This is a genomic window from Mycobacterium gordonae (assembly GCF_001417955.2).
GTDB classification, from domain to species: domain Bacteria; phylum Actinomycetota; class Actinomycetes; order Mycobacteriales; family Mycobacteriaceae; genus Mycobacterium; species Mycobacterium gordonae_B.
Window position 1 is genome coordinate 1 of the sequence record NZ_LKTM01000384.1, and the last position, 24,055, is coordinate 24,055.

Below are 24,055 nucleotides of genomic sequence, written 5' to 3' on the forward strand. Positions count from 1 at the left end.
TTATCAATGCCGCAGGCCAGGGTGAGGTCGTGGATGTCGGTGACATAGGTGTTTGTCCAGCCGCTGGCATGGTGCACCTGGGCGTGGTAGCCGGGGACGTCGCAGCCCGGGCGGGTGCAGCCGCCGTCTTTGGCCAGCAGCATCAGTCGCTGGGCGAGGTTGGCAAACCGCTTGGCGTGGAACAGCGCCAGGGGTTTGGCGCCGTCGAAGACCGCGAGATAGTGGTGCGCGGTGGCGGCCCAGCCGATCAGGGTGGGCAGCGGGATGCGGGTGCCGCCGCCGGTGCGGGCCCGCCCGGCCCCGGCCTCGAGGTCCTTCAAACTGGTGGTGACGATGATGCTGACGGGTAGGCCGTTGTGGGTGCCCAGCTCGCCGGTGGCGAACAGTTCGCGGATGGCGGTGATGATGGCGTCGTGGTTGCGTTGGAGTTGGCTGCGGGTGTCGGTGTCTCCGTCGGGGATGCCGGCGCCGGGGGCGGCGAGTTTGGCCCAGGCGGCTTCGAGTAGTGCCCGTAGTTCGGGGGTGATCAGGCCGCTGAGCCGGGACATGCCGTCGTATTGCTGGGGGCCCAGGGTCAGGCCGCGTGTGCGGGCGCGTTCGTCGTCGGTGTAGTCGCCGTCGGGGTGCAGCAGGGCCATGAGTTCGTGGGCGTATGTGGCGACCTGGTCGGGGCGAAAGTCACAGGCCTTGCCGGCCAGGTCCTTTTCGGCGGCCTCCCAGGTCCCTACATCCACCGTGCTGGGCAGGTGGGCGATGAAGTCGCGGATCACTTTGATGTGCGCGTCACCGATCAGACCTTCGCGTTGGGCGGCGGCGGTCGCGCCCAACAGTGGCCCTAATGGTTCGCCTGTCAACGCCCGTCGTTCGCCGAGGTCGTCGGCTTCGGCGATGCGCCGGTTGGCGTCGGCTTTGGTGATCCGCAGGCGCTCGGCCAACGCTGCGGGGAGTTTGCCGCCGAGTTCGTCCTCGGTGGCCTGGGTTTTGAGGTGGTTGATCAGGGCGTGCTGGGGTGTGCGCATCCGGCGGTGCACCTTTTCCAGGCGCTCCATGCCGCGCAGGAACTCCGGGGTGGTCAACGCATCGAACGTCAAGTCACACAGGCGATCAACCGCAGCGTCGAGTGCGTCGAAGACCTCCACGATCTCCTCACGCGTACTCGATGTCATACCCCAATTCTATGGAGGGCCACCGACAAGTCCGGATCGCCGCGAAGGCCGAAAGGTGTTGATATCAAAGGCGATATCACTTTCCAGGACCTGGTGCCACCAAGCTCGCGTTACTGCTGTGACAAGGGCCGGTTCTCCTCATATCAAAGTCATACCGGCAAACAATTAACGAAATACATTTCGCTATCTACACTTCGTATCAGGGGGGCCGACATCGAAAGGCCAAGGCATGAACGCCATGACAATCGCGGCCGCCGCCGCGTTCGCCACCGTCCTGGGAATCAGCGTCACACCACCGCCGGCCCGAGCCGAGGCCCCGACGACGACCGGTGTCTATCTCTACGCAGACGAGGACGGCGACACCGGAATGTGGACCATCAGAACCACTTGCACTCCGGACTGCGTCGCTCACGTCACCACCACTTCCGGGCGCGGTTTCGATGCCGCACTGATCGACGGCCGCTACACCAACACCCGGACCATCCCCGGGGGCATAACCTGCCCGGGTCATACCGCCGGTGACTTCGGGCGCTGGATCCCCGCCAGCGAGCACCCGGTCACCGTCACGCAATGGTGGGACCCGGTGACGCTGACCGGCGAAGTGGACTTCTTCAACGAGGCGGCTCCCTGTGGCCTCGCCGACCGTCGCGACAGCTTCACCCTGACCAGAATCGACCGATGACTACAGCGTCTCGTCCAACTCCCCCAGCCGGTCGGTGAGCCGAAGATTCTCCGAGTAGTCAACCGGGCAGGCAATCAGCGACACCCCGTCGTCGTCCAGCGCCGCCCGCAAGGTCGGCAACAGTTCCTCGGCGCTGCTGATCCGATATCCCTTGGCGCCGAAGCTTTCCGCGTACTTGACCACATCGGGGTTGCCGAACGATACGTAATGGTGCTCGCCGAGTTCGAGATCCATTTTCCACTCGATCAAGCCATACCCGCCGTCCTCCCAGATCAGCACCACCAGCGGGATCTTCTCCCGCACCGCGGTCTCGATCTCCTGCGAGTTCATCAGAAAAGCCCCGTCGCCCACCACCGCCAGGACTTTCGACTCCGGCTGCGCCAGCTTGACGCCCAACGCTCCGGGCAGCGCAAAACCCATGGTGGACAGGCCGTTTGAGATCAGACAGGTGTTGCGCTCATAGGTCGGGTAGAGCCGCGCCATCCACATCTTGGTGGCGCCGGTGTCGACAAGCACCACATCGCTGCGCCCCAGCGCCTCCCGGGTATCGGCGACCACCCGCTGGGGTGCCAGCGGGAATCGTGAATCCTGTTGTCCCCGAGCGAATTCTTCATCCAACAATCCCGAACCGGGCACCTCGACGTCGTCGAATCGGCGTCCTTGCATCGCTTCGGTGAGTTCGTTCAGCGAGTCGCTGATATCGCCGATGATGCCGACGTCGACCGAATAGTGCGCGTCGACCTCGGCCGGAAAGCGGTGGATATGAATGATCTTCTTGTCGGCTTGGGGGTTGATGCGGACCGGATCGAATTCCTGCAACTCGTAGCCGACCGCGATCACGACATCGGCGTTGTCGAAGCCGAAGTTGACGTAGTCGTGGCGCATGAACCCGAGCGTCCCGATGCCGTTCGGGTGATCGTCGGGCATCACGCCCTTGCCGTGAAAGCTGTTGGCCACCTTGATGCCGAGCGCCTCGGAGAACCGGATCAGCGCCTTGGTCGCATCGCTGCGAGCCGCGCCGTGCCCGGCGAGCACCACCGGCCGCTGCGCCGCGCGCAGAATATCGACCGCACGCGCGACCTGCCGGGCCGCCGGGGCGTCGGCCCGCACCACATTGCGCGGCAACGGACCCAACTCGTAGTCGGCGTCATCTGCGTCCAGGTGCTCGGGAACGGCCAGATACACAGCCGCCGGTCGTTCGGTCTCGGCGACCTTGAACGCCTTGCGAACCATCTCCGGTATGGCATGGGCGGTGGGGATGCCGGCCGACCAGCGGGTGATGGGAGCGAACATCGACACCAGGTCGACGTACTGATGGGATTCCTTGTATTCGCGGTCCTGGCCGACCTGCGCCGAGATGGCGACCATCGGGGTGCTGTTGGTGGTTGCGTCGGCCACCCCCAGCTGCATGTTGATGGCTCCCGGACCCAACGTCGCCGACACCACGGCGGCGCGTCCGGTGACCCGGCCGTACATCTCGGCCATGAAGGCCGCGCCCTGTTCGTGCCGGGTCAGCACGTAGCGGATGTCGGAGGCGGCCAGCGCCCTGATGAACCGGATGTTCTCCTCTCCGGGTATCCCGAAGACGACCGAAACGCCCTCGTTCTCCAGGCACCTGACGATCAACTCAGCCGCTGTGGACATCCGCCACCTCTCTGTTTCCTCGATAGTGGCAGGCTAGTTGTCGGACGGTTCACGACAACCCTGACAGGAGGGCCGACGTGCCCATCGCCACCATCAACCCGGCCACCGGCGAGACAGTCAAAACCTTCACCCCCGCAACCGACGACGAAGTCGAGCAGGCGATAGCGCGCGCGTACGCACGCTTCCAGGACTACCGCCGCAACACCACCTATGCCCAGCGTGCCGAGTGGGCAAACGCCACCGCCGACCTGCTGGAGGCCGAGGCCGACGACACCGCGGCCATCATGACCCTGGAGATGGGCAAGACGCTGGCCAGCGCTAAAGCCGAAGTACTGAAATGCGCCAAAGGTTTTCGTTATTACGCCGAGAACGCCGAAGCACTACTGGCCGACGAGCCGGCCGACGCCGGCAAGGTCAATGCCTCCCGGGCATTCACGCGCTACCAGCCGCTCGGCGTCGTGCTGGCGGTGATGCCGTGGAACTTCCCGCTGTGGCAGGCCGTGCGGTTCGCGGCACCCGCGCTGATGGCCGGCAACGTCGGGCTACTCAAGCACGCCTCGAACGTCCCGCAGTGCGCGCTGTACCTGGCTGACGTCATCGGGCGCGGCGGGTTCCCCGACGGGTGCTTTCAGACCCTGCTCGTCGCCTCCGGCGCCGTCGAGAAGATCCTGCGCGATCCCCGCGTGGCCGCCGCGACCCTCACGGGCAGTGAGCCGGCCGGGCAATCGGTAGGCGCCATCGCCGGGGACGAGATCAAGCCGACCGTACTGGAACTCGGCGGCAGCGACCCGTTCATCGTGATGCCCTCGGCGGATCTGGACGCCGCGGTGAAGACGGCGGTCACCGGCCGGGTGCAGAACAACGGGCAGTCCTGCATCGCCGCCAAACGCTTCATCGTCCACGCCGATATCTATGACGAGTTCCTCGAAAAGTTCGTCGAGCGGTTTGAAGCGCTCAAAGTCGGTGACCCGACCGACCCCGACACGGACGTCGGACCGCTGGCCACCGAGTCGGGTCGCGACGAGATCGCCCAGCAGGTGAAGGACGCCGCGGCGGCGGGCGCCAAGATCCGATGCGGCGGCGAGACTCCCGACCGGCCGGGCTGGTTCTACCCGCCGACGGTGATCAGCGACATCACCAAGGACATGGCGCTCTACACCGAGGAGGTCTTCGGCCCCGTCGCGTCGGTGTACCGGACCGCCGATATCGAGGAGGCGATCGAGATCGCCAACGCCACCACCTTCGGGCTGGGCTCGAACGCCTGGACCGAAGACGAGGACGAGCAGCAGCGCTTCATCGACGACATCGTGGCGGGCGCGGTCTTCATCAACGGCATGACGGTGTCCTATCCGGAGTTGCCGTTCGGCGGGGTCAAGCGGTCCGGCTACGGACGCGAACTGGCAGGTCTGGGGATCCGCGAGTTCTGCAACGCCAAGACGGTCTGGGTGGGGTAGCGCTCCCCCGCCGAGCAGACGCGAAATCGCCCAAAACGCCGTTGTTTTGGGCGATTTCGCGTCTGCTCGCCCAACTGACTTAGACGGCCGCCAGCGCGCGCTCGTCTTCGTCGGCGAAGTCGTCCTCGAGCTGCACCGGCGAGTAGTCCAGGTCGATCTCGCCGACCGGGCGACCGCGGGCGCTGCTGATCGTGCCGAACCGTCGCATGCCCTTGTCGGTGGAGTACTGCAGCATCTCACCCGGCTGCAGGCCGAACGGCGGATGCTCGCCGTACAGTTCGAACCCTTCTTCGGTGAGTCGCAACGCCATCGGGATGAGTTCGTTCATGCGGTTCTCGAAGACGGACCAGTTGGCGTCGTCGGCCGCGACGTGGCGGCGGCAGGTGAATGTGCCCCAGGCCATGTGGCGCCGCTCGTCGTCGCCGATGCGGCGCACCAACTCCTGCATGCCGGGCAGGATGTTGCGTTCGACGCAGATCTTGTTCCAGGCGTAGTAGCCGGTGAGCGCCAGCATGCCCTCGACGATGTGGTTGTAGGTCACCGATGCCCGCACCTGCGCGGCCGGTGAGGGGTCGCCGGTCAGCGCGTTGAGGCAATCCGGCAGTTCTTCATAGAAGATGTCGCGATAGGTGGGCAGCGGGTCGAGGTAGCCGTGCAGGTCATCCTTGACGCCCACCGCGTCCAGCCAGAGCCGGAACACCTGGACGTGCTTGGCCTCCTCGAACGCGAACTGCGTCAGGTACATCTCGTCACCCAACCGGCCCTCGGCGCGCATCGCGGCCATGAAGGGCTGGATGTCCTCGGTCACCGCTTCCTCGCCGGCGATGAACTGGGCGCACAGCCGAATGGCATAGTCCCGCTCGGCATCCGACAGCTTTTCCCAGTCCTGCCGGTCCTTGGAGAAGTCGATGTCGGCGGGGTTCCAGAACTTCGCGTTGCCGCCGGCGAACAGCTTCAGCGGCAGGCTCTCCCAATTGAGACCGCCGGCCACCATTGAGCCGGTGTGGGTGCGCGTCATGTGATCTCCTTTGATCGGGCTGGGCTGACGGCGGGGCGCGACGCGCAGAACGCGTCCGAGAGCACCGCAACGAGCCGGCGCACCGCGAGCGCAGGCTGCTCCGGAGTCGGTTCGTCGAGACCGAGGATCGGGTCGAGACCGCGCATGTACGGCGCGAGCGCCAGGTGCGGGAAGATCATCAGCAGCAGCGACAACAACGCATCGGTGTCCGAATCCTCACGCAGATCGCCCCGCCGGTGCGCCTCGGTCACCAGCGGCCGGAGCACCTCTAAGTAGTGACGGTGGACGACGTTGCGCACGCTGATGCGGGCGTCGGTGTCGACCTCCAGGGTGGCCGCGGCATGCAGCGCGCGTTCCCGGGGATGTTCGGCGTAGTAGGCGACCCAGGCGTCGAGCAGGTCGGTGAGGAAGTCGAAGAACGGCCGGCCGGGGTCGATGTCGCGGATGGTCGTTTCCACGTAGGCCCGCACCCGCTGGCTGGCGACGTCGGCGATGTACGCGTAGAGGTCGCGCTTGTCGGCGAAGTACTGGAACAGACTGCCCTTGGCGACGCCGGCGCGCCGGGCGATGACGTTGAGGCTGCCGTTTGAGAACCCGTGGGCCCCGAACTCGGCCTCCGCGGCTTCGATGACCGCGGCGCGGCGGGCCGGATCGACACGTGCCCAGGTAACCGTCGGCATGGGCCTCCCCTCACCCTGAAATGACCACTGGTCATTTTACTGTGAGGCAGTTCACAGTCAAGGGTGCCAGGCGGGCTGCCTTTAAGGCCGCATCTCGTATGCCCCGTTCAGGGGCAGCACGAATTCCTTCCACACCGTGTCGTAGCGCGCCGGGTCGTTGGCGGGGCGGCGGATCATCCGCAGCGCGAACTTGGCCTGCTCCTCGGTGGTGGCGGCCTTGTCGTGCAGTTCGACGGCGTAGGTGTTGAAGTCGCGGACCAGCAGCCCGAAGATTTCGTCGAGCAGCGCCTCGTCGACGCCGGACAGCGGGGCCTCCTCGAGAATCAGCTGTGCGTAGGGCACCAGGGCGAAGATCTGGCCGACGCCGAAAGCGAAGTCGATGTCCTTCTGCTGCGCGGCATCCGGGGTGGCGCCGGCCAGCATCTCGGCCAACACGTCGACCTGCTGACGCAGCAGCGCGACGTTCGGCAGGTGCCCGTAGCTGTCGAACGGTGTCCGCCAGTCGTGGAACCGCACCTTGCCCAGGCCGCCGGTGGGGCCCTGGTTGAACAGGAAGGAGTCGTCGGCGTCGTCATCGCGGCGACCGATCAGCGGCAGCGCCGCGTCGGGGGCGAATAGGAAGTTGGGCATGAACTTGGCCAGCAGCCCGATGTTGATGTGGACGGTGCCCTCCAGCCGGGGCAGCATGCCGATCTCCTGGGCGACGGTTTCGAAGAACATGTCCTTCTCCACGCCCTTGGCCGCGATGACGTCGAACAACGCGGTGATCACCCGCTCACCCTCGCTGGTGACCTTGGCCTTGGTGAGCGGGCTGTACAGCAGGTAGCGGCGGTCCTCGGCGGATGCGCTGCGCATGTAGTCCGATGCGCGGGTGCACACCAGCCGCATGGCGACCAGGCGCGCGTAGGAGTCGGTGAGCAGCCGTCGCACGTGGCTGAAGTCGGTGACCACGGTGCCGTAGAGGTGGCGGTTGGCGGCGTGCGTGATCGCCTCGTAGAAGGCGTGGGTACACATGCCGACCGAGCCCCAGCCCAGGTTGTACTTGCAGACGTTCACCGTGTTCAGGGCGGCGTGGAAGGCACCCATGCCGCGGTGCAGCAGGTCGGCCTCGGTGACGGGGTAGTCGTGCAGCGCGTAGTTCGCCACGTAGTTCTGCGAGTTGACGACGTTCTTCTTGCATTCGTAGCGGTCGTCCTGGGAGTCCGCGGCGAAGAAGACGTACTCCGGGTTGTCCGAACCGTCGTCGATGCGGCCGAAGGTGGAGGTCATCCGTGCGACGTTGGCGTTGCCGATGTAGTACTTCTCGCCGTTGGCCACCCAGCCGTGCTCAGCTGGGGTCAGGACCATGTCGGTCTGATAGACGTCGGCGCCGTGGGCCTTCTCGGACAGCCCGAAGGCGAACACCTCGCCCTGTTCCAGCTGGGCGGCGGCCTTGCGCTTGGCGTCCTCGTTGTCGCTCATCCAGATCGGCCCCAGGCCCAGCGCGGTGACCTGGAAGGGGTACCAGTAGCTCAGTCCGTAGAAGCCGATGATCTCGGCGAACTCACTGATGCGGTAGGTGTCCCAGCGGCAGTCGTCCGCGCCGTACTCGGCGGGCGTCAGCAGCGAGGCGAAGATCCGGTTCTCCGCGATGTGGTTGAGAAAGTCGGTGTACCAGACCCGCTCGTGCGCGTCGTGCTTGAGCTTCGCCTTGCCCCGGTTCTCGAAGAAGTCCACCGTGGCCTGCATGATCTCCCCCGACCGGGCATCCGGGTACTTGCGTTGCAATTTGTTCGGGTTGAGCAGCATGACGGTGGCTCCAGAGCGATTTCGGATTCAGGACGGGTCGACCGTACTGCAATACCTGCGGCAGCCGGAACAACCACGGTATCGCTAGGTCTTAAAAATGCCCCGGCAGCGCCCTAGCATCAGAGGCGTGTCAGAACTAAATACCGCCCGGGGAACCATCGATACCGCCGATCTCGGCGTCACGCTGATGCACGAGCACGTGTTCATCATGACGACCGAAATCGCGCTGAACTACCCCGAAGCCTGGGGTGACGAGGAGAAACGGGTGGCCGACGCCGTCGCCCGACTCAACGAGCTGAAGTCCCGCGGCGTGGACACCATCGTCGACCTGACCGTGATCGGACTCGGCCGCTACATCCCGCGCATCGCCCGGGTGGCCGCCCAGACAGAGCTGAATATCGTTGTGGCGACCGGCCTTTACACCTACAACGACATTCCGTTCCGGTTTCACTACGAAGGACCGGGCGGCATGCTCGACGGCCCGGAGATCATGACCGACATGTTCGTCCGCGATATCGAGCAGGGCATCGCCGACACCGGCATCAAGGCCGGCATCCTCAAATGCGCCACCGACGAACCCGGCATCACCCCGGGCGTCGAGCGGGTGCTGCGTGCCGTGGCCCAGGCCCACAAGCGCACCGGGGTGCCGATCTCCACCCATACCCACGCCGGGCTGCGGCGCGGGCTCGAGCAGCAGCGCATCTTCGAGGAGGAAGGCGTGGACCTGACCCGGGTGATCATCGGGCACTCGGGTGACAGCACCGACGTCGGTTACCTCGAAGAGCTGATCTCGGCCGGGTCCTACCTGGGGATGGACCGCTTCGGGCTGGACGTGCTGCTGCCGTTCGAAGAACGCGTGCAGATCGTGGCGACCATGTGCGAGCGCGGGCACGCCGACAAGATGGTGCTCTCGCACGACGCCAACTGCTACTTCGATGCGCTGCCCGAGCAGCTGGTCCCGCAGATGGCGCCCAACTGGCACTACCTGCACATTCACAACGACGTCATCCCCGCACTCAAGCACCGCGGCGTCACCGACGAGCAGATCCACACCATGCTCGTGGAGAACCCGCGCAAGATCTTCGATCGGCAGGGCGCTTATCAGTGACGGTCCCGTCGATCGGAACGCAGATTTCGCAAGTGGCCGCGCTCGCCCCGGACGAGCCGGCCGTCAGCTGCGACGGACAGACCATCACCCGAGCCGAACTCGACCGCTCGACCAACCGGCTGGCCCGCGCGTACGCCGAACGCGGCGTGGGGCTCGGCGACTACGTGACGATCGTGCTGCCCAACTCGGTGGAGTGGATTCAGGCGGCGGTGGCGTGCTGGAAGCTGGGGGCGGTGCCACAGCCCTTGTCCCCGCGCCTGCCGGAGGCGGAGTTCGAAGGCCTGCTGGGGCTGCGTCGCTCGGCGTTGCTGGTAGGCCGGGATCATCCCGGAACGCCAAGCGTCCCAGCCGGTTTCGTCCCGGAAGCCTCGGATGCCGCGCTGCCCGAGGCGGTGTCACCGTGCTGGAAGTCGATGGCGTCGGGCGGCAGCACCGGGCGGCCCAAGCTGATCGAGGCCGGCGGCGACAGCCGGGTACCCCCGGCGATCGGCTACCCACTGGGCATGCAGGAGGGCGACACCACCCTGGTGCCGGTGCCGCTGACCCACAACACCGGGTTCACCACCGCCCTGATCGCGCTGATCATGCGCCAGCACCTGGTGTTGATGAGCCGGTTCGACCCGCATGAATTCCTGGCGACCATCGAGCGCCACCGGGTCAGCTTTCTGGTGACGGTGCCGACGATCATGCAGCGCTTGCTGCCGGTGTACCGGGCCGGTTCCTACGACCTGTCCTCGCTGCGACGGTTGTGGCACCTGGCCGCGCCGTGCCCGCCGGCCGTCAAGCAGGCGTGGATCGACCTGTTGGGGCCCGAGAAGGTCTGGGAACTCTACGGTGGCACCGAGTTACAGGCGTTGACCTTCATTTCCGGCGACCAGTGGCTGACCCACCCGGGCTCGGTCGGGCAGGTGGTGAGCGGGGAGATGAAGGTGCTCGACGACGACGGCAACGAATGCCCGCCCGGCGTGGTCGGGGAGATCTACATGCGCCCGAACCCCGGCAGCGCGCCGACGTACCGCTACATCGGCTCCACCGCGAAGTCGCGTGACGGCTGGGACTCGCTGGGCGATCTCGGCTACTTCGACGCCGACGGCTTCTTGTACCTGTCCGACCGCCGCGTCGACATGTTCACCGTCGGTGGCCGCAACGTCTACCCCGCGGAGATCGAGAACGCGCTGTCGGCGCACCCGGAAGTGTTGTCCTGCTTGGTCGTTGGAGTTCCCGACGCCGACCTCGGCCAGGTGCCCTATGCCCTGGTGCACACGGCGGGCGGGTCGGCCCTGGACGCCGCGGCGGTGCACAGGTTCGTCGCCGACCGACTGGCGGCCTACAAGGTGCCCCGTATCGTTGAGTTCGTCGACGCGCCACTGCGCGACGACGCCGGAAAGGCGCGTCGCACGGCGGTGCGCGACACCGTCATCGCGCGATTGCAGGATGGGGGGCCGTGATGGATGCCACCCGGTATTCGGCACTGAGCGATGTCGGATGCGAACGATCCGACAACCAGGACCGCTGGGGCGCGGACGCCGAGCAGCGCCTGTTCATGGTGGCCGACGGGGTGGGCGGCAGCCGCGACGGGGCGCTGGCGGCTCAGACCATGGTCGACATCCTGCCCCGCTACGTCGCCCACCACCTGCCGCCGGATCAGCGTGAGGCGGCGGATGCCGCGGAACGCCTGGGCCGGGCGATCTCCGAACTCTCCGACGATCTGCATTCCAAGGCCCAGCGGGATGCCCGGTACGCGGGGGCCAACAGCACTCTGGTCACCGTCGTCATCGTCGGCGCCCGGGTGCTGGTCGCCCATCTGGGCGACAGCCGCGCCTATCTGCTGCGCGACGGACAGCTCACCCAGCTCACCCGCGACCACACGCTGGTGCAGTCTCTGGTGGACGCGAACCAGGTCCAGGCCGAGGACGCCGGGAATCTGCGGGTACGCAACGTCGTCACGCGCTACATGGGAATGAAGCCGCCGGCCAAAGCCGACTCCGGCGCACAGGACCTGGCCGACGGCGACCGGATCCTGCTGTGCTCCGACGGTCTGCACGGCATCGTCAAGGAGCCGACGCTGACCAGGATCCTCGGCAAGTACGACGACCCCGGCGAAGTCTGTGCCGCGCTGATCGCGGCGGCCCGCGGCGAGGGTGCTCCGGACAACGTGACCGCGCTGGTGGTCGACGTCTCCGACTCGTAGTCGGGGTGAGCGGCACACGGCGGTGGATCACCGGGCGCCGCGGTGGCATCACGGTGTTCGTCTGCTACCTGCTGGCGGCGGTCGTGCTGACTATCGGCGCCTGGCGCGACCCGAGATCGGGCTGGGCCGGCGGCTGTTGCGACCAGGAGCAGACGATCTGGTACCTGGGCTGGGCGCCGCACGCGCTCGCGCACGGGCTCAATCCGTTCTTCACGACGCAGATCGGCGCGCCCGCCGGTGTCAACCTGATGTGGAACACCCCGATGACGCTGCTCGGGCTCCTCGGCTGGCTGCCGGCCAAGGTCGGCGGGCCCATCTTCGGCTTCAACGTCCTGATGGTCTTCGGTGTCGCGCTCAGCGGGTGGACCGCATGGCTGGCCATCCGGCGCTGGACCGGCGACGGCCCGGGCCCGGTGGCCGGCGGCGCCGTCTACGCCTTCTCTCCTTACGTCGCCTCCCATGCGGCGCTGCACCTCAATCTCGCGACGGCCTGGGTCCCGCCGCTGGTCCTGATCGTGGTCGACGAGTTGCTGGTCACCCGCCGGCGACCGCCGTGGCAAGCGGGGGTCGCGCTCGGATTGCTGGCCAGCGCCCAGCTCCTGATCGCCGCGGAGATGTTGGCGACCGGCGTGGTGGCGGCCGGAGTGCTGATCTGCGTGATGGCTGTGGCCGGCCGGGGGCGGTGGCGCGCGTCGCCGGCCCGGCTGGCGATCGCGCTCGCGGTCGCCGCGCCGGTGTTCCTGCTGTTCTGCGCATGGCCCCTATTCACCCAATTCTTCGGGCCGCAGCGCATCACCAGGCAGGTTCAGGACCCCAAGACCTTCTCGACCGACCTGTTGAATCTCGTCGTGCCGACGCCCTACCAGCTGATCGCCCCGCACGCCGCCACGCAGGCGTCTCGGGAGTTCAGCGGCCTGTACCACGAGGCGACGGGCTACCTCGGCCTGCCGCTGCTGGTCATCCTCGTCGTCGTGGCCGTCCGCGGTCGGCACGACCTGGGGATCCGCGTCGCGACCAGTACCGGCGGGCTGCTGCTCGTGCTGTCGCTGGGGCCGTGGCTGCACATCGGCAAGCAGGCGTTGCCGGTGCCGCTGCCCTGGCTGCCCTTCGGCAAGCTGCCACTGCTGAACCACGTGCTGCCCGGGCGCTTCACGCTGTACGTCTGGCTGGCGGTCGCGGTGACCGTCGCGCTCGTCATCGCACGCGCGACCCGGCTGCCGCCGCGTCCGAAGGCCCGGTGGCTGCTCGCGGTGGGCGTGGCCCTGGCCGTGATCCTCCCCGCTCCGCTGGGGCGGATGCCGTTTTACACCCCGGCCTATTTCCGGACGTGGGCGAGCCACCACATCGGACGTGACGAAACCGTGCTCGTCGCGCCGTATTTTCTCGATCCTCAGGGCCGGGCGGCACCGATGCTGTGGGCGGCCGAGACCGACTACGGGCTACGCATGCCCGAGGCCTACGCCTACATGCCACAGCCGGACGGTGGGACCAGGCCGGGCCCCCCGCCGACGCGGCTGTTCTCGCTCATGGTGACGATCCAGGGCGGCACCCCGCTGGTGGCCCGCGATGACATCCGTGCCGAGGTCGAAGCCGATCTGCGGCGCGCGGAGGTGCGCCATGTCATCGTCGGGCCGACGCAGGAGTATCAAGCGCTGATTGAGTTCTTCCGCGACCTGTTCGGCCGCCCGCCGCAGTATGTCGGTGAGATCGCGATCTGGCGGGACGTCGACGTCCGGGGTGTTGTCGCACCGCCGGCACCCTAGCGGCGTCAGGGCGCGACAGCGTCCGCTTCGGTGTCGGCGTCCTCTGCGTGCTTTTCTCGTTTCTCCCAGCGCCGCAACGCTTCCCGGCAGGGCGACTCGACCAGGGCGTAGCTCACCGCGGCTATCGCGATGCCGAAGAGCAGGGTCAGCGCCAGCACCGTCGGCATGTGGCCGTTGAAGGCGAAGATGCCGAGCACCGGGAACACCATGTCCAGTGCGGCGAGATGCCAGATGAACAGGCCGTACGACCAGCGGCCCAGCGTGACCATGAGCGTGCTGCCCAGCAGCCGGTGGGGGGTGTCGGGCCGGTCCAGCACCAGCGGCGCCAGCAGCGCGAACGCCACCACCGAACCCATCGCGGTCTTCACCGAGAATTGGGCGGCGCTGCTGGGCACCAGACCCGCCGGCCCGGCCAGCGGCGACGCCGCCACCAGGTAGGCCGCCACCGCGATCACCGCCATCACGACGCGGTGGCGGGCCAGCCGGTGCACCCACCCGAACCGGCTGTGCACCAACTCGGCCAGCACCATTCCCGCGGCGAACCAGGAGAAATAGGCCGGCGGCCAGTTCAGGGGGTTGGCGCCGGGGCCGCCGCCGAGCACTGCCAGCGGCAGCCAGCCCCACGCCCAGCTGAGCGCGCCCAGCGCAGCGATCGCGGGCAGCCGCGCGCCGACCGGAATCCGCCGGGCCAGCCAGGCCAGGATCGGCAGCGCCAGATAGAAGGTCACCTCGACCGACAGGCTCCACATCTGGGTGAGGCCACCGGTCAGGGTCAGGGGCACATAGATCTGGGTGAGCGTCAGGTTGGCCAGCCAGACCGTCAGGCTGGCGTGGTTGGAGTCTGGCAGCAGGGTCAGGATCACCACCACCGCCACCAGGTAGGCGGGCATGATGCGGACCACCCGCGAGCGCAGGTAGTGACCGGTGCGCGGGCGAGGTTTGAGATCGCGTGCCGCGGCCGCGTGTCCGCGCCACAGCAGAAAGCCCGACAACGCGAAGAACACCGCGACAGCCAGGTCGAACCGGCCGAACAGCCGGCCGTCGACCCCGCTGGAGTGTCCCGTCTGAAAGGCGACGTGGGTGACGACCACGCCGATGGCCGCGCAGGCACGCATGCCCTCGACCGCGGGCAGGAAGCTGCGGGTGCCGCCTACCTCCTGGTCCTCAGTCACGGTCCCAGTCTGCCTGTGCGTGTTCGCGGCGGCAGCGGGTACACCTGGGCCCGCATCCCGTCCGTACATTGGGGCCTAGGTTCGTCCACCGGGGCACGACATTCTGCTGTTAGGGTCAAACGGGTTTGCCTCGCTGCTTGGTCAGGTCAAAGCGGGTCGCGACCGGTGTGCCCCGGACGAACTGATGGACCAGAAGGAGGTCACAGCAACGTGAACCGAGCAGTCATGTTGCGCATCGCCGCATGCGGAACTATCGGTCTCGGAGCCGCACTGCTGATCGCCGCGTTGTTGTTGTCGACCTATACCAGCAGCAGGATCGCCAAGATCCCGCTCAATCTGGACGCGACGCTGATCAGCGAGGGCAACGGAACCGCCATCGACGCGGCTTCGCTGTCCACCGACCGGGTCGTCGTCAACCAGAACGTTCCTCTGGTGTCCCAGCAGCAGATCAGTGTCGAAGCGCCCGCCAATGCCGATGTGGTCACCCTGCAGGTCGGATCGTCGGTGCGGCGCAGCGACAAGCAGAAGGACAGCGGGTTGATGCTGGCCATCGTCGACACCGTCACCATCAACCGCAAGACCGCGATGGCGGTGTCCGACGACTCGCACCCGGGCGGATACGTGCAGAAGCCGCGCGGCATCGGCGACGAGAACCCGCCGACCGCGATGCCGTTGCGCCACGAGGGCCTGGCCTACCGCTTCCCGTTCAACACCGAGCGCAAGACGTACCCCTATTTCGACCCGATCGCCCAGAAGCCGTTCGATGCCAACTATGACGGCCAGGAAGACGTCAACGGTCTGAGCACCTACCGGTTCACGCAGAACGTGGGCGTCAACAGCGAGGGCAAGCCGGTGGCTCCGATTACCTATCCGTCGCTGTACGGCGGCAACGAGGACGGCAAGATCACCACGAGCGCGTCGATGTGGGGCGTGCCCGGGGAGCCGAACGAGCAGATCACCATGACCCGCTACTACACCGCGAAGCGCACCTTCTGGGTCGACCCGGTGTCCGGGACGATCGTCAAGGAAACCGAGCAGGCCCACCACTATTACGCCCGCGACGGGCTCAAGCCCGAGGTGACGCTGGTCGACTACAAGCTCACCTCGACCCAGGAGACGGTGGAGTCGCAGGTCAACTCCGCGCGCGACGAGCGCGACCGGGTGGCGTTGTGGTCGCGGGTGCTGCCGATCACCTTCACCGCGATCGGTCTGATCGCCCTGATCGGCGGCGGGGTGCTCGCCTCGTTCAGCCTGCGCACCGAGAGTGCGCTGACCGACCCCAGCCTGGACCGCGACGACACGGACTTCCTGCGCCGCGCCGGTCTCGAACCGCCGACCCCGGGCGCGGAAGCGGAGACCGAGAAGATTCCCACCCAGCGACCGGATCTGCACGAGGACGATCCGGGCCCGCCGGAGTTGGATCCGCCCAAGGATCCGCCGGACTCTGAGCCGCCGACCGAACGGACTTAGCGCGGCGACGATGCGGGCCAGAATGGCCCGGGTGGCGCCGTCGGCGTACGCCCTGGCACTGGCACTACTGGTGGTGGGACCACTGTTGGCGCCCGGCTATCTGTTGCTGCGCGACGCGGTGTCAACCCCGCGGTCCTACCTGTCCGACACCGCGCTCGGGTTGACCGCAGCGCCGCGCGCGACGCCGCAGGACTTCGCGGTGGCGCTGGCCTCACACGTGCTCGACGGCGGCGTGGTGGTCAAGGCGCTGCTGATCCTGGGTTTGTGGCTGGCCGGCTGGGGTGCGGCGCGGTTGGTCGCGGCGGTGCTGCCCGATGCCGGGGCTGGCGGCCAGTTCGTCGCGATCACCCTGGCGATCTGGAATCCGTATGTCGCAGAGCGGCTTCTGCAGGGCCACTGGAGCCTGCTCGTCGGCTATGGCTGCCTGCCGTGGGTGGCGACGGCCATGCTGGGCTTGCGCGCCGGGGGTGGGTTCTTCAGCCTGGCTTTCTGGATCGCGCTGGCTGGACTGACGCCGACCGGGCTGATCCTCGCCGCGACGGTGGCGCTGGTGTGTGTGGCCGCTCCCGGGACGGGACGGCCCCGTTGGCTCTGTGCCGGGGTGTCCTTGGGTTTCTCGGTGGTCGGCGCGCTGCCGTGGCTGACGGCGTCGCTGGTCGGTTCCTCGTTGAGCGTGGGCAACGGCGCCGGCGTCGACGCCTTCGCGCCCCGCGCCGAGCCCGGTCTGGGCACCCTGTTCAGCCTGGCCGGGCTGGGCGGGATCTGGAACGGTGCGGCGGTTCCCGCCTCGCGGACAACGCTTTTCGCGGTGCCGGCGGTTGTCGTGCTGCTGGGGCTGGTGGCGGCGGGGTTGCCCCGCGTCGTCCGACTGAGGGCCGCGGTCCCGTTGCTGGCGCTGGCAGCGGTGGCCGTGGTGGTGCCGGCCGCGCTGGCGACCGTCCCCGGATTGCACGTCCTGCGTACCGCGGTGGATGCCGTGCCGGGTCTGGGCGTGTTGCGCGACGGACAGAAGTGGGTGGCGCTGGCCATGCCTGGCTACGCCGTGGCGGCCGCGGGCGCGGTGGTGACACTGCGACGATGGTTGCCGTCGGCGGTCACCGCGGTGGCGTGCTGCGTGGCTCTGGTGTTGGTGTTGCCGGATCTGGCCTGGGGGGTGTGGGGCAGGGTCGCGCCGGTGCGCTATCCGTCCGGGTGGACGGCGGTGGCAGCCAGAATCAACGCCGAGCCCGGCCCGGTAGCGGTGTTACCCGCCGGCACCATGCGGCACTTCGCCTGGTCGGGGGCGGCTCCGGTGCTCGACCCGCTGCCCCGCTGGGTCCGTGCCGATGTGTTGACCACAGGCGACCTGGTGATCTCGGGAGTCACCGTGCCGGGAGAGGGCGATCATGCCCGGGACGTGCAGCGGCTACTGCTGTCAGGAGAGGAGCCCTCGAGGCTGGCCGATGCCCTTTCGAACGAGGGGGTGGCATGGCTGGCGGTCGAGTCGGGCAGCCCCGGCGACATGGGTGCCAGCGCACGCTTCGTCGCCGGTCTGACACCGGCCTACCGGGACGTCGACATCACGCTGTTCCGGATCGGCGGCACCAGCGCCGCCGCCTCCGGCCGTCAGGCTGTGGTGCTGGCGCATCTCGCGTGGCTCGCACTGCTGGTGGCCGGCGGTGCCGGGTTGGCGTTGCAAACGAGAGCCGCACGACGCGCCAGAGTGCGTGGTCCAGATCACCAATGAGTTACGGCGACAATGCGTTTCAGCTCCTGTGACGGTCTGCCTTCTGGCCAAATTCATACGAAAACTTATTGATGAAGCAGATTTCGCTATATAGCCTTCTTTAAGTAGTGACGACGACCGCCATGCCCTGAAGGAATCTGATGCCACTCGACCGCACCACTCGACCCGAATCGCCGGGCAAGCGAGCGCAGGGAGTGTTGCTCGGCTACAGCGGCGTCCTGGCGTTCGTCGCCGGCTTCGTCAATGCGGTAGCCCTGTTGCTGCTGGCCTTTCCGGTCGGCAACCTCACTGCGGTGACCACCCAACTCGGCATGAACACCGCCAACCCGTTGCTCTACGAGGGCCACATCCTGGCGGCGATCCTCATGGGATTCTGGGGCGGCGCCATCACCGCCGGGGCCATTCTCGGCAATAGCCACCACCTACCCGGCCCGCGGCATGCGACGGTGCTGACCGTCGAGGCGACCTTGCTGATACTCGCCGCGCTCGGCGTGGAAGAAACGCAGGTCAGGGCTGGCATCGAGGCGCTCGGAGTCGAGCAGACCGCGGTGCAGGCGATGTTCGCCGCCGCGGCCCTCGGACTGCAGAACGGACTGACGTCCAGCTTCCGCGGGATGGCGATCCGTACCACCCACTTCACCGGCACGGTGACCGATCTGGGGCTGATGCTCGGCCGCGCCCGCCGGCAGGGCATCGAGAAGTGGAAGGCCGCGGTCCTGTCGCTGACCCTGGTCCTGTTCCTGGGGGGCGGCGCCGCCGGCCTGTTGATGGGCACTTCGCTCGAGGGTTATGCCCTGCTGGTGCCTGCGGCGCTCTGCGCGACCGTCGCGGCGATGAGCTGGGTGCGGGGCCGGACATTCACGATGCCGTCGCTGATCTCGGCATCAGCGCGGCGCGTCGAAGAACCCGCTGCCGCGACCGCGTAGGTGCCCGCTCACAGGACGCCGCTGACGTCCCGTCCCGCCTGAACCGCGTCCAGGACCAGGCGCAGCGCTTCGGCGCTCTGCCGCCAGGAGAATTCGGCACTGCGCACCTGCGCCTTCGCACCCAGCTGCTCACGTAGCACCTCGTCGGACAACAGCTGTTCGAGCCGGTCGACCAACTCGGCGCGGTCGTCCACCAGGACTCCGGTGACGCCGTCGATGATCGAGTCGGACAGACCGCCGGAGGATCGGTACCCGATGGTCGGCACGCCGTGCTGGCCCGCCTCGACCACCGCCAGGCCCCACCCCTCCTTGCGCGACGGCAGCACCTGCACCCAAGAACTCTGCAGCACATGGTGTTTGGTGATGTCGTCGACATGGCCGTGGAAGGTGACGGCGTCGGCGATGCCGCGCTGCTGCACGTGCTCGACGAGCCGCTCGCGCCACCATCCGCCGCCGACGACGTCGAGGTGCAGACCGGGGATGCGGGAGCGCAGGTCGGCGATCGCGTCCAGCGCGTCCTCGATCTGCTTGTGTGGCACCAGCCGCGACAACACCACCACGCGGGGCGCGGCCGACCGCGGGCCGGACATCGTCTGCGTCGGTGCCTCATCGAGACCGTTGCGCACCACGGCAATGCGCTCGCCGTCCACCCCGAGCGTCACCAGGTCCCGCGCGGAGGGCAGTGACACCGTGACGTATTGGTTCCCTCGGTGCAGCCGCGGGGACAACGTCGACTCGACGAACCAGCCGACGCGGGACAGCACCGGGCCCGCGACCGGCCACTGCTGGCGGTGGCAGTGATGCACCAGGACCACCGCCCGCCTGCCGTAGATCAGCCGGGCCAGGAACGGTAGTCCGTTCTGCGTGTCGACGACGACGTCGGGTTTGACGTGACGCAGCGGGCCCATCCGGAGTTTGGCCAGCGCCATGGCCAGCATCGCCCAGATGTAGACGGTGTACGGCCCGCCGGCGCGGCTGATGCGGACGCCGTCGACGACCTCGTGCCGTGCGGAGCCCGGATAGCGGGCGGTACGCAGGGTGACGGCGACGCCGGCGCCGGCCAGCTGTGCTCCGATGCGCTGCAGGTAGGTCTCGCTGCCACCGCCCTGCGGATGCCCGGTATCGCGCCAGCACAGCAGCAGGACGGATCGCAGGTCAGACATCGAGGACCAGCCTAACGGGCGCGTGGCGCACCCATCAGCCGCCGGTGGGTGCCGCCTGGCAATTTGAGTCGCTATAGCATCTGATGCGTTCATGTATCATATGAGTCAGACGTTGACCTCGGCACGCTCAGAAAGGGGCAAATCGTGTCAGAAATCGCGCTGGCCTCTCAGCCCACCGGCGCACCCGATCTCGATTGGCGCACGCGGGCCGTGTGCCGGACCGCGGACGCCGAACTGCTGTTCGTCGACGGAGCACAGCAACGCCAGGCTGCGTTGATATGCCGGAACTGCCCGGTCAAATGGGAGTGTGCGACCGTCGCGCTCGACAACAAGTTCGAGTACGGCGTGTGGGGCGGACTGACCGAGCGGCAGCGCCGGTCATTGCTCAAAAAATATCCCGACGTCAGATCCTGGGGCGCCTTCCTCGCCCGTCACCATGCTCACCGCGCTCCCGCCGGCAGCGGATAGGCGAACGCAACGAAAGGCCCTTTCTGATGCCATCGACCAGCCGACATCACGCCGGCCCAGTTGCGGCCGCTCTCGTCGCCGCCGTCGCGCTGAGCGCGAGTCTGACCGGGTGCAATCACACCAGCTTCTCCCCCACCGTCAGGGGACCCACCGTCACCTATACGGGCGGCGCCATCGCAGCGACCAATGACGCCAAAGTGGTCGTCGACGGTCAGGAGCACAGAGTCGACGGCCAGATCGCCTGCATCGCCCTCGACGGCGGAGAGACGATGATCTCGATCGGCAAAGAACCCATCGCGGTCAAGATCACGCTGACCGTCAACCGCGAATCACCGAGGGTGCGCATGGTGATTCTGCAAAACCTGGTCGGTTACACACTTTTCGTGATGGACCCGCCGCAGAAGGGAGAGGCGTCGGCGAGCAAGGACGGCAAGCGCTACACCATCGGTGGCACCTCGTGGGGCCTCGACACCCACAACGACGACGTCAAGAAGCCCTTCCGAATCCAATTCACCTGCCCTTGATCGGCGGCTCGCCCGTAGGGTGTGCCGCGTGGCCCGTCCTGTCCAGCCGACCGACCTCTTCGCGCGACGGGCGACCCTGCGCAGGTCTGTTCGGCTGTTGTCGGAGTTCCGCTACGAGCAGCCCGATCCGGGGCGGTTCTACGGGGCGCTGGCCGCCGACACCGCCGTGATGGTGGGCGATCTGTGGCGGGGATTGCGTGGCGGATCCCTGGCCGGTCGCACACTGCTCGACGTCGGCGGCGGCCCCGGATACTTCGCGTCGGCCTTCACCGAAGCCGGGGTCCGCTACATCGGAGTCGAGCCCGACCCTTCGGAAATGCACGCGGCCGGACCCGTCGCCGGCGACGGCTCGAGCGTCGCGGTGCGGGCATCGGGCATGGCACTGCCGTTCGCCGCCGACTCCGTCGACATCTGCCTGTCGTCGAACGTGGCCGAGCACGTGCCGCGACCGTGGCAGCTGGGCAACGAGATGCTGCGGGTGACCAAGCCGGGTGGACTCGTGGTGCTGTCCTACACCGTCTGGCTGGGCCCGTTCGGCGGGCACGAGATGGGCCTGACGCACTACCTCGGCGGCTATCGGGCGGCAGCGATGTATGCCCGCCGGCACGGCCATCCGGCCAAGAACAACTACGGATCGTCGTTGTTCGCGGTGTCCGCCGCGGACGGTCTGGACTGGGCCCGCGCCACCGGGTGCGCGGTCGCGACTTTCCCTCGGTACCACCCGCGATGGGCCTGGTGGCTGACCTCGGTACCGGTGCTGCGCGAGTTCGCGGTGAGCAATCTGGTGCTGGTCCTCTCGCCCCGATAATGGAACATGTTCTAATCTCGCGCCGCCTTGGGTAGGGTGGCGCCCATGAGCCTGCTCGCGACGGTGCGGGGCGGAGCGATGAGGAGGAGCGGCCAATGACCATGACGAAGAGCGACACGACCGAGTACGACAAGCTGTTCATCGGCGGCAAGTGGACCGAGCCGGCGACCTCAGAGGTCATCGAGGTGCACTGTCCGGCCACCGGTGAATATGTCGGCAAGGTCCCGCTGGCGACAGCGGCGGACGTCGACGCGGCGGTGGCCGCGGCCCGCGCCGCGTTCGACAGCGGTCCGTGGCCCTCGACTCCTCCCAAGGAACGCGCGGCCGTGATCGCCAAGGCGCAGCAACTGCTCGAGGAGCGCAAGGAGCTCTTCGCCAAGCTGCTCGCCGATGAGACCGGCCAGCCGCCGATGACCATCGAGACCATGCACTGGATGGGCTCGATGGGAGCACTGAGCTTCTTCTCCGGCCCGGCCGTCGACCAGGTGAAGTGGCGCGAGGTCCGCAACGGCTCCTACGGCCAGACCATCGTTCACCGGGAGCCGATCGGCGTGGTCGGCGCGATCGTGGCCTGGAACGTGCCGCTGTTCCTGGCGATCAACAAGCTGGGCCCGGCGCTGCTGGCCGGCTGCACGGTGGTTTTGAAGCCTGCGGCCGAAACACCCTTGACCGCAAACGCTTTGGCCGAGGTGTTCGCCGACGCCGGCTTGCCCGAAGGGGTGCTGTCGGTGGTGCCCGGCGGTATCGAGACCGGGCAGGCGCTGACCTCCAACCCCGACGTCGACCTGTTCACCTTCACCGGCAGCTCGGCGGTCGGCAAGGAGATCGGCAAGCGGGCCGCGGAGATGCTCAAGCCGTGCACCTTGGAGTTGGGCGGCAAGTCGGCGGCGATCGTGCTCGAGGACGTCGACCTGGCCTCGGCGGTCCCGATGATGGTGTTCTCCGGGATCATGAACACCGGGCAGGCCTGCGTCGGGCAGACCCGAATCCTGGCGCCGCGCTCCCGTTACGACGAAATCGTAGATGCGGTAAGCGCTTTCGTGCAGGCACTGCCGGTCGGACCGCCGTCGGACCCGGCCGCGCAGATCGGCTCGCTGATCTCGGAGAAGCAGCGCGCCCGGGTCGAGAGCTACATCGCCAAGGGCAAAGAGGAAGGCGCCCGGGTGGTGTGCGGCGGCGGCCGTCCCGAGGGCCTGGACAACGGATTCTTCGTGCAGCCCACCGTGTTCGCCGACGTCGACAACAAGATGACGATCGCACAGGAGGAGATCTTCGGGCCGGTGCTGAGCATCATTGCCTATGACACCGAGGAGGACGCGATCAAGATCGCCAACGACTCGGTGTACGGGCTGGCCGGCAGCGTGTGGACGACCAACGTGCCCAAGGGAATTGAGATCTCGGAGAAGATCCGCACCGGAACGTACGCGATCAACTGGTACGCATTCGACCCCTGCTGCCCGTTCGGCGGCTACAAGAACTCCGGCATCGGGCGGGAGAACGGGCCCGAGGGAGTCGAGCACTTCACTCAGCAGAAGAGCGTGCTGATGCCGATGGGCTACACGGTCGAGTAACTCTGCCGAGCAGACGCAAAATCGCCCTGAAACGTCCGTTTCGGGGCGATTTTGCGTCTGCTGGCCGGGGGCGGGGCGTGCTCGCGTGCACATTTGAGCAACATCGGAGGATCACCGGAAGATCATGTGAATGCCTGGGCCGCAGGTAAATTGACCATATCGTCAGACTTTGACCCGTAAGCATTTCGGTCCGGAATTCCAGAATATGAGACGGCGAAGGGCGCTATGCTGCGCTCCTGCCGACCCCGCTGTGGGCGGGCGCATCCGGGTCGGTTCGTGGTGCCGACCCTCCCGTCGCGGGAGGTCAGTCATGTCGTTCGTCAGCGCGGTGCCGGATTTAATAGCCACGGCTGCAACCGATTTGGCGGGACTGGGTTCGTCGTTGGGCGCAGCCGGCGCCAGCGCGGCAGGCCCGACGACGGCGTTGTTGAGCGCCGGCGCGGACGAAGTGTCGGCGGCCATCGCGGGGCTGTTCAGCTCGCACGGTGAGGCGTATCAGGCGCTCAATGCGCAAGCGGCGGCCTTTCATTCCGAGTTTGTCGCGGCCTTGACCGCGGGCGGCGCTTCCTACGCGACCGCGGAAGCGACCGCCGCATCGGTGTTGCAGAACGCGCTGGACCTATTGAATGTGCCCACCCAGGCGCTGCTCGGACGCCCGCTGATCGGTAACGGCGCCAACGGCGCACCGGGCACCGGAGCACCAGGCGGGGCGGGCGTCCGAGCAGCGCCTGGG

The 24,055-nt window shown here is 67.5% G+C and carries 21 protein-coding genes; 14 read left to right on the forward strand and 7 right to left on the reverse strand.

Annotation, left to right across the window (positions count from 1 at the left end):
• Window positions 1-1,166: HNH endonuclease signature motif containing protein (locus AO501_RS33385; RefSeq protein ID WP_055581848.1), on the reverse strand; the 1,166-nt coding region annotated here is incomplete at its 3' end.
• 229 nt (window positions 1,167-1,395) lie between these two features.
• Here AO501_RS33385 and AO501_RS33390 point away from each other — a divergent pair.
• Window positions 1,396-1,848, forward strand: coding sequence for a hypothetical protein (locus tag AO501_RS33390; RefSeq protein ID WP_055581849.1), 453 nt, complete (start codon window positions 1,396-1,398; stop codon window positions 1,846-1,848).
• Here the strand turns inward: AO501_RS33390 and AO501_RS33395 are convergent, their stop codons facing one another.
• On the reverse strand, window positions 1,849-3,492 hold the full coding sequence (locus AO501_RS33395) for an acetolactate synthase large subunit (protein ID WP_055581850.1): 1,644 nt from the start codon (window positions 3,490-3,492) through the stop codon (window positions 1,849-1,851).
• A gap of 77 nt (window positions 3,493-3,569) precedes the next feature.
• Here AO501_RS33395 and AO501_RS33400 point away from each other — a divergent pair, with 77 nt between their 5' ends.
• Window positions 3,570-4,946 (forward strand): NADP-dependent succinic semialdehyde dehydrogenase, encoded by a 1,377-nt coding sequence (locus AO501_RS33400; RefSeq protein WP_055581851.1) that lies wholly within the window; start codon window positions 3,570-3,572, stop codon window positions 4,944-4,946.
• Between the two features lie 79 nt (window positions 4,947-5,025).
• Here the strand turns inward: AO501_RS33400 and AO501_RS33405 are convergent, their stop codons facing one another.
• From AO501_RS33405 to AO501_RS33415, 3 genes are all read right to left on the reverse strand, one after another.
• Window positions 5,026-5,964: a R2-like ligand-binding oxidase gene (locus AO501_RS33405; protein ID WP_055581852.1), complete on the reverse strand. Its 939-nt coding sequence runs from the start codon at window positions 5,962-5,964 to the stop codon at window positions 5,026-5,028.
• Window positions 5,961-6,644, reverse strand: coding sequence for a TetR/AcrR family transcriptional regulator (locus AO501_RS33410; RefSeq protein ID WP_055581853.1), 684 nt, complete (start codon window positions 6,642-6,644; stop codon window positions 5,961-5,963). The genes AO501_RS33405 and AO501_RS33410 overlap by 4 nt, the downstream gene beginning before the upstream one ends.
• 81 nt (window positions 6,645-6,725) lie before the next feature.
• Window positions 6,726-8,432, reverse strand: coding sequence for an acyl-CoA dehydrogenase (locus tag AO501_RS33415; RefSeq protein WP_055581854.1), 1,707 nt, complete (start codon window positions 8,430-8,432; stop codon window positions 6,726-6,728).
• A gap of 127 nt (window positions 8,433-8,559) precedes the next feature.
• Between AO501_RS33415 and AO501_RS33420 the strand changes: the two genes are divergently transcribed.
• From AO501_RS33420 to AO501_RS33435, 4 genes are read left to right on the forward strand one after another with little or no spacing between them, the layout of a single operon-like run.
• Window positions 8,560-9,540, forward strand: a complete 981-nt coding sequence (locus AO501_RS33420; RefSeq protein WP_055581855.1) for a phosphotriesterase — start codon at window positions 8,560-8,562, stop codon at window positions 9,538-9,540.
• 32 nt (window positions 9,541-9,572) lie between these two features.
• On the forward strand, window positions 9,573-10,988 hold the full coding sequence (locus tag AO501_RS33425; RefSeq protein ID WP_231752705.1) for an AMP-binding protein: 1,416 nt from the start codon (window positions 9,573-9,575) through the stop codon (window positions 10,986-10,988).
• On the forward strand, window positions 10,988-11,731 hold the full coding sequence (locus AO501_RS33430) for a PP2C family protein-serine/threonine phosphatase (RefSeq protein ID WP_055581857.1): 744 nt from the start codon (window positions 10,988-10,990) through the stop codon (window positions 11,729-11,731). The genes AO501_RS33425 and AO501_RS33430 overlap by 1 nt, the downstream gene beginning before the upstream one ends.
• Window positions 11,732-11,736: 5 nt before the next feature.
• A complete protein-coding gene (locus AO501_RS33435) occupies window positions 11,737-13,494 on the forward strand; it encodes a DUF3488 domain-containing protein (protein ID WP_055581858.1) in 1,758 nt (585 codons plus the stop codon).
• 5 nt (window positions 13,495-13,499) lie between these two features.
• On the opposite strand, the gene AO501_RS33440 is transcribed toward AO501_RS33435, so the two are convergent.
• Entirely contained in the window at window positions 13,500-14,735 is a 1,236-nt protein-coding gene (locus tag AO501_RS33440; RefSeq protein ID WP_082659000.1) for an acyltransferase family protein, read from the reverse strand.
• A gap of 141 nt (window positions 14,736-14,876) precedes the next feature.
• Here AO501_RS33440 and AO501_RS33445 point away from each other — a divergent pair, with 141 nt between their 5' ends.
• The 3 genes from AO501_RS33445 (at window position 14,877) to AO501_RS33455 (ending at window position 18,788) form a co-directional block, all read left to right on the forward strand.
• A complete protein-coding gene (locus AO501_RS33445) occupies window positions 14,877-16,136 on the forward strand; it encodes a DUF3068 domain-containing protein (protein ID WP_197420010.1) in 1,260 nt (419 codons plus the stop codon).
• Window positions 16,137-16,158: 22 nt separating this feature from the next.
• Complete coding sequence (locus tag AO501_RS33450; protein ID WP_156452927.1) at window positions 16,159-17,862, forward strand: hypothetical protein; 1,704 nt, start codon at window positions 16,159-16,161, stop codon at window positions 17,860-17,862.
• A gap of 140 nt (window positions 17,863-18,002) precedes the next feature.
• Window positions 18,003-18,788 (forward strand): YoaK family protein, encoded by a 786-nt coding sequence (locus AO501_RS33455; RefSeq protein WP_055581862.1) that lies wholly within the window; start codon window positions 18,003-18,005, stop codon window positions 18,786-18,788.
• 8 nt (window positions 18,789-18,796) lie between these two features.
• Here the strand turns inward: AO501_RS33455 and AO501_RS33460 are convergent, their stop codons facing one another.
• On the reverse strand, window positions 18,797-19,951 hold the full coding sequence (locus AO501_RS33460; protein ID WP_055581863.1) for a glycosyltransferase family 4 protein: 1,155 nt from the start codon (window positions 19,949-19,951) through the stop codon (window positions 18,797-18,799).
• Between the two features lie 144 nt (window positions 19,952-20,095).
• On the opposite strand from AO501_RS33460, the gene AO501_RS33465 reads away from it, so the two are divergent.
• From AO501_RS33465 to AO501_RS33485, 5 genes are all read left to right on the forward strand, one after another.
• Window positions 20,096-20,419: a WhiB family transcriptional regulator gene (locus tag AO501_RS33465; RefSeq protein ID WP_231752706.1), complete on the forward strand. Its 324-nt coding sequence runs from the start codon at window positions 20,096-20,098 to the stop codon at window positions 20,417-20,419.
• Window positions 20,420-20,445: 26 nt separating this feature from the next.
• A complete protein-coding gene (locus AO501_RS33470; RefSeq protein ID WP_055581864.1) occupies window positions 20,446-20,943 on the forward strand; it encodes a lipoprotein LpqH in 498 nt (165 codons plus the stop codon).
• Between the two features lie 28 nt (window positions 20,944-20,971).
• Window positions 20,972-21,751 (forward strand): class I SAM-dependent methyltransferase, encoded by a 780-nt coding sequence (locus AO501_RS33475; RefSeq protein ID WP_231752707.1) that lies wholly within the window; start codon window positions 20,972-20,974, stop codon window positions 21,749-21,751.
• A gap of 101 nt (window positions 21,752-21,852) precedes the next feature.
• The gene (locus AO501_RS33480) at window positions 21,853-23,322 is read left to right on the forward strand and encodes an aldehyde dehydrogenase (RefSeq protein ID WP_055581867.1); all 1,470 of its coding nucleotides are present in this window, start codon (window positions 21,853-21,855) and stop codon (window positions 23,320-23,322) included.
• 310 nt (window positions 23,323-23,632) lie between these two features.
• On the forward strand, window positions 23,633-24,055 hold a 423-nt coding region (locus AO501_RS33485), incomplete at its 3' end, for a PE family protein (RefSeq protein WP_156452926.1).